The organism is Pseudomonas sp. UMAB-08 (assembly GCF_900095225.1).
Lineage (GTDB): Bacteria > Pseudomonadota > Gammaproteobacteria > Pseudomonadales > Pseudomonadaceae > Aquipseudomonas.
The window spans coordinates 705,695-715,926 of the sequence record NZ_LT607414.1 but is presented as its reverse complement, the minus strand read 5'-3'; the positions used below and the strand labels follow the sequence as shown (position 1 = coordinate 715,926).

Annotated in this window: 8 protein-coding genes; 5 read left to right on the top strand and 3 right to left on the bottom strand. The window is 61.1% G+C overall.

Annotated elements, in window-relative coordinates; genetic code table 11:
* Nucleotides 1–22: 22 nt before the first annotated feature.
* The 3 genes from xopAW to K0F75_RS03040 form a co-directional block, all read right to left on the bottom strand.
* Nucleotides 23–805, bottom strand: coding sequence for a XopAW family type III secretion system calcium-binding effector (gene xopAW / locus K0F75_RS03050; protein ID WP_219060316.1), 783 nt, complete (start codon nt 803–805; stop codon nt 23–25).
* Nucleotides 806–931: 126 nt separating this feature from the next.
* A complete protein-coding gene (locus K0F75_RS03045) occupies nt 932–1,987 on the bottom strand; it encodes a HAMP domain-containing sensor histidine kinase (RefSeq protein WP_219060314.1) in 1,056 nt (351 codons plus the stop codon).
* Nucleotides 1,984–2,736: a response regulator gene (locus K0F75_RS03040; protein ID WP_219060312.1), complete on the bottom strand. Its 753-nt coding sequence runs from the start codon at nt 2,734–2,736 to the stop codon at nt 1,984–1,986. The genes K0F75_RS03045 and K0F75_RS03040 overlap by 4 nt, the downstream gene beginning before the upstream one ends.
* Before the next feature lie 294 nt (nt 2,737–3,030).
* Here K0F75_RS03040 and kdpF point away from each other — a divergent pair, with 294 nt between their 5' ends.
* The 5 genes from kdpF to K0F75_RS03015 are packed head-to-tail and all read left to right on the top strand — an operon-like array spanning nt 3,031 to nt 10,193.
* Nucleotides 3,031–3,120, top strand: coding sequence for a K(+)-transporting ATPase subunit F (gene kdpF, locus K0F75_RS03035; protein ID WP_219060310.1), 90 nt, complete (start codon nt 3,031–3,033; stop codon nt 3,118–3,120).
* Between the two features lie 8 nt (nt 3,121–3,128).
* Complete coding sequence (kdpA, locus tag K0F75_RS03030) at nt 3,129–4,823, top strand: potassium-transporting ATPase subunit KdpA (protein ID WP_219060308.1); 1,695 nt, start codon at nt 3,129–3,131, stop codon at nt 4,821–4,823.
* Between the two features lie 10 nt (nt 4,824–4,833).
* Complete coding sequence (kdpB, locus tag K0F75_RS03025; RefSeq protein ID WP_219060306.1) at nt 4,834–6,900, top strand: potassium-transporting ATPase subunit KdpB; 2,067 nt, start codon at nt 4,834–4,836, stop codon at nt 6,898–6,900.
* Nucleotides 6,901–6,960: 60 nt separating this feature from the next.
* Nucleotides 6,961–7,521, top strand: coding sequence for a potassium-transporting ATPase subunit KdpC (kdpC, locus tag K0F75_RS03020; protein WP_219060305.1), 561 nt, complete (start codon nt 6,961–6,963; stop codon nt 7,519–7,521).
* A gap of 14 nt (nt 7,522–7,535) precedes the next feature.
* Nucleotides 7,536–10,193, top strand: a complete 2,658-nt coding sequence (locus K0F75_RS03015) for a sensor histidine kinase KdpD (RefSeq protein ID WP_219060303.1) — start codon at nt 7,536–7,538, stop codon at nt 10,191–10,193.
* The last annotated feature ends 39 nt before the right edge of the window (nt 10,194–10,232 follow it).

Genomic DNA, 10,232 nt, shown 5'->3' with positions numbered 1-10,232 from the left:
GCCTTCGCGGCGGGTTTGGTTGTCAGGCTGCGACGTTCAGGTGGTTGCCGATGGGCTTGCTGCCGTCGGTTTCATAACGTTGGCTCAGCGCAGCGACCATCTTGCTCAACGCTTCGGCAGCGGCCGTTTTGGCGCTGGCGCTTTGCCCGGTGATGTCGGTGCTCAACGCAGAGGTCAGTTCGTCGAGGCTGACACTGCCGCTGCTGTCAGCATCAAGGTTACTGAACAACGTGCTGGCGTCAGACGTACTGGTGCTGGTACTGGTGGAAGAGCCCGTGGTACTGGAGTCTTGCTCGGCGGGTGGCGGTGGTGGCGCGGGCTGCAGGCTGGCGGTCAGCTCGTCAAGGCTGATAGTCCCATCCTTGTTGGTGTCCAGCGCCGAAAATACTTTTGAACTGTCAGCGCTGCTGCTGTCAGTGCTGCTCAAACCGGTACTCAGCTCATCACTGCTGACGGAACCATCGCCATTGCTGTCCAGGTAACTGAGCACTTTTTCAGCGACGTCCGTGGACGGCTCGGCGGGTGGCTGCGGTGGCTGGGCCATGGCCGACAGTTCGGTGGCGTCCAGGCTGCTATTGTCATTGCTATCGAGGCCGCTGAACGCTTTGCTCAGGCTGACCACTACGCCATCGTTGCTGTTCGACGACAGGGCTGAACTCAGTTCATCCTTACCGATACTGCCATCACCGTTAGTGTCCAGTTTGGCCAGCAATTCTTCCTGGAATTTCTTGCTGTTCGCGCTGGCCGTTGTGCTCGCGCTTGAGCTTGTATAGCTCGAATAACTGTTACTGACGCCACTGATCATCGGCTTGACTCCACAGGTTGTTTGGGCCGGTGGCAGTGCACCGGCTTATGAAGCCTCGGGGCGTCAAGTGTCGGGGGTATTCGGGATTTGTATCGAGGCTGACACGCACAGTCGGCGCGTCGGATTTTACCGGCGGGGCAGGTCGATGACGACGGTCAGGCCGCCCCCCTGAGTGTCTTCCAGGCGTAGGTCGCCGCCCATGCGCCGGGCGGCTTCGCGGGCGATGGTCATGCCCATGCCGATGCCGCCGGAGTTGCGATTACGTGAGCCTTCGACGCGATAGAACGGCTCGAATACCGCCTCGCGCAGACCAGCAGCGATCCCCGGTCCTTGATCGCTGACCCGCAGTTGCACCCGTTGTGGATGATCCTGAATGTCGACATGCGCGTGCCCCGCATAACGCAGGGCATTATCGATCAGGTTACCCAGGCATGAACGCAACGCCATCGGCTGCGCCATGAGCGGCTTGCACTGGCCGCTGCTGTGTACGTCATCGCCCTGATCCTGGGCGTTTTCGGTCAGGGATTCGACCAGTGCCTGCACATCGAAAAGCTGCAACGCCTCGCTATTACGCTGTTCGTGCAAGTAGGTCAGGGTGGCATCGAGCATGCCGATCATGTCGTCCAGGTCCTGGCTCATCTGCCCGTGCAGCTTCGGTTCATCAATCTGTTCGACGCGCAGTTTCAGGCGCGACAGTGGTGTGCGTAAGTCATGGGACATGGCCGCGAGCATGCGTCCGCGTTGCTGGACCTGTTCACGGATGCGCTGCTGCATCAAGTTGAACGTCTGCGCCGCCTGACGCGCCTCACGTGGGCCGCTGACTTCAAGGGGTTGGCTGTCGAGGTTCTCGCTCAAGCGCTCGGCGGCCTCGCTCAAGCGCTGGATCGGTCGGCTGAGGGCTTTGGCTCCATACCAGGCGGCGACCACCAGGGTAATTAATTGAAATATCAGCGGCACGACGGGGCCCCCGAACAAGGGTGGCCTTCCTGGTGGGCGCTGCATGGGGGGGTGTGAAGCGTCGAAACCGGGGGGCGGCTGACCGAACGCGTCTGGCATAGGGGGAGGCGGCGGGGGCGGTCCGTAATGCATGAACCACATGAACGCCAGCACATGCGCCAACAGGATCGCGAGCAACGCCCCGCCGAACAGACGGGCGAACAGTGTGTCGGCCGAGCGGATCAACCGATGTCCCTGGCGTCGAACAGATAACCTTCGCCGCGTACAGTTTTGATCAGTTGCGGCGCTCTCGGGTCGTCTCCGAGCTTCTGTCGCAGGCGCGATACCAGTAAATCGATGCTGCGGTCGAAAGCTTCTATGGTCCGGCCGCGTGCTGCATCCAGCAATTGCTCACGATTGAGCACACGCCGTGGGCGCTCAAGAAACACGCGCAGCAGGCGGAACTCGGCGTTGGACAGGGGCACCACCAGGCCATCGGGCGCGGTCAACTGGCGCATTACGCTGTTCAGGCGCCAGGCGTCGAAACGGATGTTGTTGCGCGGTTCGCTTCGGTCGTCGCGCACCCGGCGCAACACAGTCTGGATGCGTGCTACCAGCTCGCGGGGTTCGAAAGGCTTGGCCATGTAGTCGTCGGCACCCAGTTCCAGACCGATGATGCGGTCGGTGGGCTCGCAACGGGCGGTTAGCATCAAGATAGGAATGTCCGATGTACCGCGTAGCCAGCGGCACAGCGAGAGGCCGTCTTCACCGGGCAGCATCAGGTCCAGCACGACCACGTCGAAGGTTTCTTCGCCGAGCGCCTGGCGCATGGCGCTGCCATCGGTCACGCCACGGCAGTGGATGTTGAACCGGGCCAGGTAATCGCAAAGGAGTTCGCGTATGGGCACATCGTCGTCAACGATCAGGGCGCGGGTATTCCAGCGGCGCTCATCGGTCGGAGCGTTGTCGATACTGATAGGGGGGACTGCTTGCATGGTACGACTGTCGCCTGAGGGTGCCGCCATCACTGGCCGCGATTGAAGAACAACGCTGCCCGCCATGCTACTTCGCTCGCGCGCGCGGCGGAAGGCTGTTGTGTCCACGTGTCCGGCGGTTGTCTGGAATGTATCGGGTTTGATACAAGGCCCCTCGGTCCTCCTGACGCCCCCTGTAAATCCCACTCTTTACGCTTTCTTTATGCCCATCAGGGTTCGTCGATCTCGTTCCTTTACACCCTCCCTGCGGACAATGGCTGACACGCGGCAGTTGCCGTACGACGGAGAATTTCCATGAGCGTTCTGGACGGGGTGTCACTGCTGTTGGCAGCAGGGCTGTTCATTTACTTACTGGTGGCGCTGTTACGCGCCGGCCGGAATTAGGAGCCGCCATGCACAGTTATGACTATCTACTGATCCTGGCTTTTTTTGTGCTGGTGCTGCTGCCAGCGCCATGGCTGGGGCGTTTTTATTACCGGGTCATGGAGGGTGAGCGTACCTTTTTGAGTCCGGTATTGGGGCCGGTCGAGCGCATCTGTTATCGCCTGTCCGGCGTTGATCCGCAGACCGAACAGAGTTGGAAAACCTATGCCCTGGCCTTGCTCGCCTTCAACCTGGCGGGTTTCCTCCTGTTGTTCGCGATTCTGCTGTTCCAAGGCGCTCTGCCGCTCAACCCGCAGCAACTGCCGGGAATGGAGTGGTCGCTGGCGTTCAACACGGCAATGAGTTTTGTCACCAACACCAACTGGCAGAACTACAGCGGCGAAGCTTCGCTCAGCTACTTGAGTCAGATGGCTGGCTTGACCGTGCAGAACTTCGTCAGTGCCGCCACTGGCATCGCGGTGCTGGTCGCGTTTTGCCGTGGCATCAGCCGCCGTTCGACGCAACACCTTGGCAACTTCTGGGCCGACATGACACGCGCCACCCTCTATGGGCTGCTGCCGTTGTGTCTGGTGCTGGCATTGTTTTTGGTCTGGCAGGGCGTTCCGCAAACTTTCGCTCATTACGTTGACGCAGTGACTCTGCAAGGCGCCAATCAGAGCATCCCGTTGGGGCCGGCAGCCAGTCAGATCGCGATCAAGCAACTGGGCACCAACGGCGGTGGTTTCTTTGGAGTCAACTCGGCGCATCCGTTCGAGAACCCGACCGCCTGGAGCAATCTGTTCGAACTGGTATCGATCATCCTGATTCCGGTCGCGCTGGTGTTCACCTTCGGTAACTACGTTAAAGACATGCGTCAAAGCAAAGCCATTATTGCGTGCATGTTGACCCTGTTCTTGATCGGCGGTGCGACGGCGATGTGGGCTGAGTATCAACCGAATCCGACTCTGAACATCGTGTCGGTCGAACAAGCCGCACCGATGGAAGGCAAGGAAACCCGGTTCGGCACCAGCGGCACGGTGCTCTGGACTGCGACCACCACTGCGGCGTCCAACGGCTCGGTGAATGGCATGCACGACAGCCTTAACCCACTGACCGGGATGGTCGCGCTGGTCAACATGATGGTCGGCGAAGTGATCTTCGGCGGGGTCGGGGCGGGCCTGTACGGCATGTTGCTCAATGTGTTGATTGCGGTGTTTCTTGCCGGTTTGATGATTGGCCGCACACCTGAATACCTGGGCAAGAAGCTGCAAGCCCGGGAAGTGAAACTGTTGGTCGCGACCTTGCTGGTGATGCCCGTTGGTGTGTTGGTGTTCGGTGCTCTGGCGGCGAGCTTGCCGGGACCGATGGCGGCGGTGAGCAATCCCGGTCCGCATGGTTTCAGTCAGCTGCTGTACGCCTACACCTCAGCCACCGCCAATAACGGCTCGGCGTTCGGCGGTTTCAGCGCGAACACCTTGTTCCATAACTTGATGCTCAGCCTGTCGATGTTTCTCGGTCGCTTCGGCTACATCCTGCCGGTGCTGGCATTGGCGGGCAGTCTGGCGATGAAAAAGACCGCACCTCAGGGCCAGGACAGCTTTCCAACCCATGGCGTGCTGTTTGTGACCTTGCTGACCGTGACCATTTTGCTGGTCGGTGGTTTGACCTTCTTGCCGACCCTCGCGCTGGGGCCGATTGCCGAACACTTGAGCATGGGCTTCTGAGGAGCAGATCATGAATATGCCAATTCCTGTAACAAAGAACGTCGATAAAAGCCGCGCGACCGAACAGCCAGCGACAGCCATCTCGTCGCTGTGGCGCCCGGCACTGGTACAAGCGTTCGTCAAACTTGACCCGCGCCAGTTGCAACGCGCGCCAGTCATGCTGGTGGTCGAGCTGACCGCCATCTTCACGACTGTTCTGTGCCTGATTCCTGACCCGCAGGTGCCGACGTCGGTGGCGGTGCAGATCGCTCTTTGGCTGTGGTTCACCGTACTGTTCGCCAACTTTGCCGAAGCCCTGGCTGAAGGTCGCGGCAAGGCCCGCGCCGACAGCCTGAAAGCTGGCAGTGAAGGTCTGAAAGCGCGACGCAAGGACGAAAACGGAAGCTTTCACGTGGTCGATGCCAGCCGCTTGCGCAAGGGCGATGTGGTGCGGGTCGACGCGGGGGAAATGATCCCTGGCGACGGCGAGGTCATCGAAGGCATCGCGGCGGTCAACGAAGCCGCGATTACTGGCGAATCCGCGCCGGTGATTCGTGAGTCGGGCGGTGATCGTTCTGCGGTTACCGGCAACACGCGGCTGGTGTCCGACTGGTTGCTGGTGCGTATCACCGTCAACCCGGGTGAGTCGACGCTGGACCGCATGATTGCACTGGTGGAAGGTGCCAAACGGCAGAAAACCCCCAACGAAATTGCGTTGGATATTCTGCTGATCGGCCTGACCCTGATCTTTCTGTTGGTGGTGGTCACCCTGCAACCGTTCGCCCGCTTCGCCAATGGCAGCCTGCCGCTGGTGTTTCTGGTGGCGCTGCTGGTGACTCTGATTCCTACAACCATTGGCGGCCTGTTGTCGGCCATTGGTATTGCCGGGATGGACCGTCTGGTCAGGCTGAACGTGATTGCCAAATCAGGTCGTGCAGTGGAAGCCGCCGGTGACGTGCACGTGTTGCTGCTGGACAAGACCGGCACCATCACGTTCGGCAACCGTCGCTGCACCGCGATTCACCCCGCGCCGGGTGTCAGCGCCAAGGAGCTGGGTGAGGGCGCGTTGTTGGCCTCGCTGGCGGATGATACGGCTGAAGGCAAGTCGATTGTCGAATACCTGCGTGAGCTGCACCCGATGATCGAACCCAATGTAGCAACGCTGACACCGGTAGCGTTCAGTGCTGAAACCCGCTTGTCCGGGGTCGACTATCAAGGCCGGGTTTACCGTAAAGGCGCGGTGGATTCGCTGCTGGCGTTCATTGATGTCAAGCGCACGGACCTGATGCCAGCGCTGGTCCGGGAAGTCGAAAAAATCGCCAAAACCGGGGGCACGCCGCTGCTGGTGTGCGTGGACGGCAAGTTACTGGGCGTGATCCACCTCAAAGACGTGGTCAAACCGGGCATCCGCGAGCGGTTCGCTGAATTGCGCAAGCTGGGGATTCGCACGGTCATGGTGACCGGTGATAACCCGCTGACGGCGGCTGCGATTGCCGCTGAAGCCGGGGTCGATGACGTCTTGGCCGAAGCCACCCCAGAGAAAAAGCTGGAGCGTATTCGTCTGGAGCAGAACGACGGTCGTTTGGTCGCAATGTGTGGCGACGGTGCCAATGATGCCCCTGCCTTGGCGCAGGCTGACGTCGGGATGGCGATGAACGATGGCACTCAGGCGGCGCGCGAGGCGGCGAACATGGTCGATCTCGACAGCGACCCGACCAAGCTGCTGGATGTGGTGCAGATCGGCAAAGAATTGCTGGTGACACGCGGCGCCTTGACCACGTTCTCTATTGCCAACGACGTGGCCAAGTACTTCGCGATCCTGCCTGCGTTATTCGCGGCTATCTATCCGCAGTTGGGGGTGCTCAACGTCATGCACCTGGCCAGCCCGCAGAGCGCGATCCTCTCGGCCATTGTCTTCAATGCCCTGATCATCGTGGTCCTGATCCCGCTGGCATTGCGCGGCGTGCGCGTGCAGGCAGCCAGTGCGGCGCACCTGTTGCGTCGGAACCTGTTGATCTATGGCCTGGGCGGGATTGTTGTGCCGTTCGTGGGGATCAAGCTGATCGATATGCTGCTGACGGGCCTTCATCTGGTTTAAGCGAGCGACTGTCGTCGCGCTCGACAGGGCGCGACATTCACACTGATTGAGGATTCGATGATGTCGACTGTATTGCGTCCGGCCCTGAGCCTGATTGTGTTAATGACCTTGATCACCGGCGTGGCGTACCCGCTGGTGGTCACCGGTATTGCCCAAGTGGCGTTCCCTGATCAAGCCAATGGCAGCCTGTTGCGCGACGCCACTGGCAACGTGCGAGGTTCGGAACTGATCTCGCAGAATTTTACCGGTGATGGCTGGTTCCATTCGCGTCCCTCTGCCGGGGACTTTGCCACGGTGTCCAGTAGCGCCAGCAACCTCGGGCCGAGCAACCCGGCACTGGCCGCACGGGTCACAGAGGCTGTCGCCAGGGAACGGGTTGCGGGGCAGGGCGCGGTACCCCTGGCCTTGCTGACCACCTCTGGCAGCGGTCTTGATCCACACTTGCCACCTGCAGCCGTGGCCTATCAAATGGTGCGGGTGGCTGCTGCACGCAATCTGTCGGTAGAGACCCTGCAACGGTTGGTGGATGAAAACACCTATCGGCCACTGATTGGTCCACCCGTGGTAAACGTGTTGACCTTGAATCAAACCTTGAATGAGTTACCGTCTGCGCAATTGTGATGCGAGAACAAACTATGAGTAACGCTGGTCGAGCCGATGCACTGTTAGCTGATCTGCCCAAGGAGGGACGGGGGCGGCTCAAGGTGTTTCTCGGCGCCGCGCCGGGGGTGGGCAAGACTTACGCCATGCTCCAGGCAGCCCATGCACAGTTGCGCCAGGGCGTGCAGGTCGTGGCGGGGGTGGTGGAAACCCATGGCCGTGCCGAAACCGAAGCATTGCTCAGCGGTTTGCCACAACAACCGATGCTGCGTTCGGAATACCGTGGCGTCACCCTGGAGGAGATGGACCTGGACGGCCTGCTCAAGGCCGCACCGACACTGGTGCTGGTCGACGAGCTGGCGCACAGCAATGCTCCGGGCAGCCGCCACACCAAGCGTTGGCAAGACATTCAGGAATTGCTCGCGGCGGGGATCAACGTCTACACCACCGTCAACGTCCAGCATCTGGAAAGCCTTAATGATCAGGTGCGGGGCATCACCGGGGTGCTGGTCCGCGAAACATTGCCTGACTGGGTGTTGCAGGAAGCCTATGAACTGGTGCTGATCGACCTGCCTCCGCGTGAGCTACTGGAGCGGTTGCGTGACGGCAAGGTCTATGTGCCGGAGCAGGCCCGCGCCGCCATTGATGCGTTCTTCACCCAGACCAACCTGACGGCGTTGCGCGAGTTGGCGATGCAGACTGCGGCAGCTCAGGTCGATGATGACCTGGCCTTGGGTTACCGTCAGTTGGGTCAGGCCGCCCCCGCAGTACGCGGTCGACTGCTGGTTGGTATCGACGGTGATGCCCAGGCCGAGCGTCTGGTGCGACATGCCAGTCGCGTTGCGCAACGTCGGCATCTGCCCTGGAGCCTGGTGCATGTCGATAACGGCAAGGTCATCGATGAACAGGCCCGGATGCGCCTGCAAAATGCCCAACTACTGGCAGAGCGCCTTGGCGGCGAAGTGGTATTGCTGCGAGCAGGCGAAGTGGCAAGAACCCTGATCCAGCATGCAGCCGAGCGGCGTGCAAGTCTGGTGCTGGTGGGTCAATCGCGCCCGCGTTTGCGCAGACGGCTGTTTGGCGGTGGTCTGGCGACGCGCTTGCTGCGCGATGCCCATGGCCTGGAAATCAATGTACTCGACAGTGAGGCTCAGCACGATCAGCCGCGCTTGCATTCGACCCGCGCAGTCGCCTGGTTCGATTATGGTCTGGCATTGATTGCCACGGTTCTGGCCAGCGCCTTGGCCTGGGGGGTGGCGAGTGTGCTGGCGCTGCCGAACATCTCCTTGGTGTTCCTCGCGGCAGTGTTGCTGGTGGCGGTGCGCAGCAGTCTCGGTCCGGCGCTGGCCTGTGCGGCGTTGTCGTTCCTGGCCTACGACTTTCTCTTCATTCCACCGATATTCTCGTTCAGCATCCAGCGTGAAGAAGATGTGCTGACGCTGTTGTTCTTTCTCTTGATGGCGGCCTTGACCGGCAACCTGGCGGCCCGGCAGCGTCGGCAACTGCAGGCCTTGCGCGACACGCAGGAGGAAACCAGCGAACTGCTCGACCTGTCGCGCAAACTCACGGCCGCCACTGATCGTCAGGCGGTGTTGAGCGCCGCCGAGCAACATTTGAATGGCTGGAAAGAGCTACAGGTGTGCCTGCTCGATCGAGACGGGCAGGACGGCTGGAAGATCGAAGTCGGCAGCCCCTTGCAGCTTTCCGAGGCCGAACGCGCCGCAGCGGATTGGGCCTGGCAACACGATCAACCTGCTGGGTTGGGGACTGGCACTTTACCGCTGGGTCGTTGGTGGTGGTGGCCGTTGTCGATGGAAGAGGGGCCTTTGGCATTGCTCGGCGTCTGCCCACGTGAGGGGCAGCCATTTACCGACCAGCGTCGGCGCCTGCTGACCGCACTCAGCCAGCCGCTGGCGCAGGCGCTGGCCCGGGCGCAACTGGCTGATGAGCTGGAGGCTGCGCGTTTGCACGGTGAAACCGAACAGCTGCGCAGCGCTTTGTTGGCCTCGGTGTCCCACGACCTGCGCACCCCGTTGACCGCCATGCGCGGCGGGATCGACAGTTTGCTGGCATTGGGCGAGGCGATTTCGCTGGAAGACCGCCGCGAGTTGCTTGAAGGCACTCGTGACGAGGCCGAGCGTCTGGATCGTTATATCCAGAACTTGCTGGACATGACACGCCTGGGCCATGGCGCGTTGAAGCTGGCGCGGGATTGGGTGTCTCCTGGCGACATCGTCGGCAGCGCCCTCAACCGCTTGCGCACGGTGCTGGCGCCCTTGCAGGTCAGTACCCACGTGCCAGCGGAGTTGCCGCTGCTTTTCGTGCACGCCGCGTTGATCGAGCAGGCGCTGGTCAACGTGCTGGAAAATGCCGCACGTTTTTCGCCGTCGCAGGGTCGTTTGCGGGTGGAGGCTGGTGCCAGTGACAGCGAGTTGTTCTTCTCGGTAAGCGACGAAGGACCGGGAATTCCCGAAGCTGAGCGGGCGAAGATTTTCGATATGTTCTACACCGCTGCACGGGGTGACCGGGGTGGGCAGGGTACGGGCCTGGGCTTGGCGATCTGCCAGGGTATGGTGGGTGCTCACGGTGGAAGAATTACCGTCGCGGAAGGCATCGACGGGCGGGGTACCTGTATCACTTTGCACCTACCCCTGCAGACCCAGCCTGAAGCAGAAATAGAGCACGCGCGGTGATGGCGTCTTGGGTTACGCTTGTTTTTTATTGTGAAACGG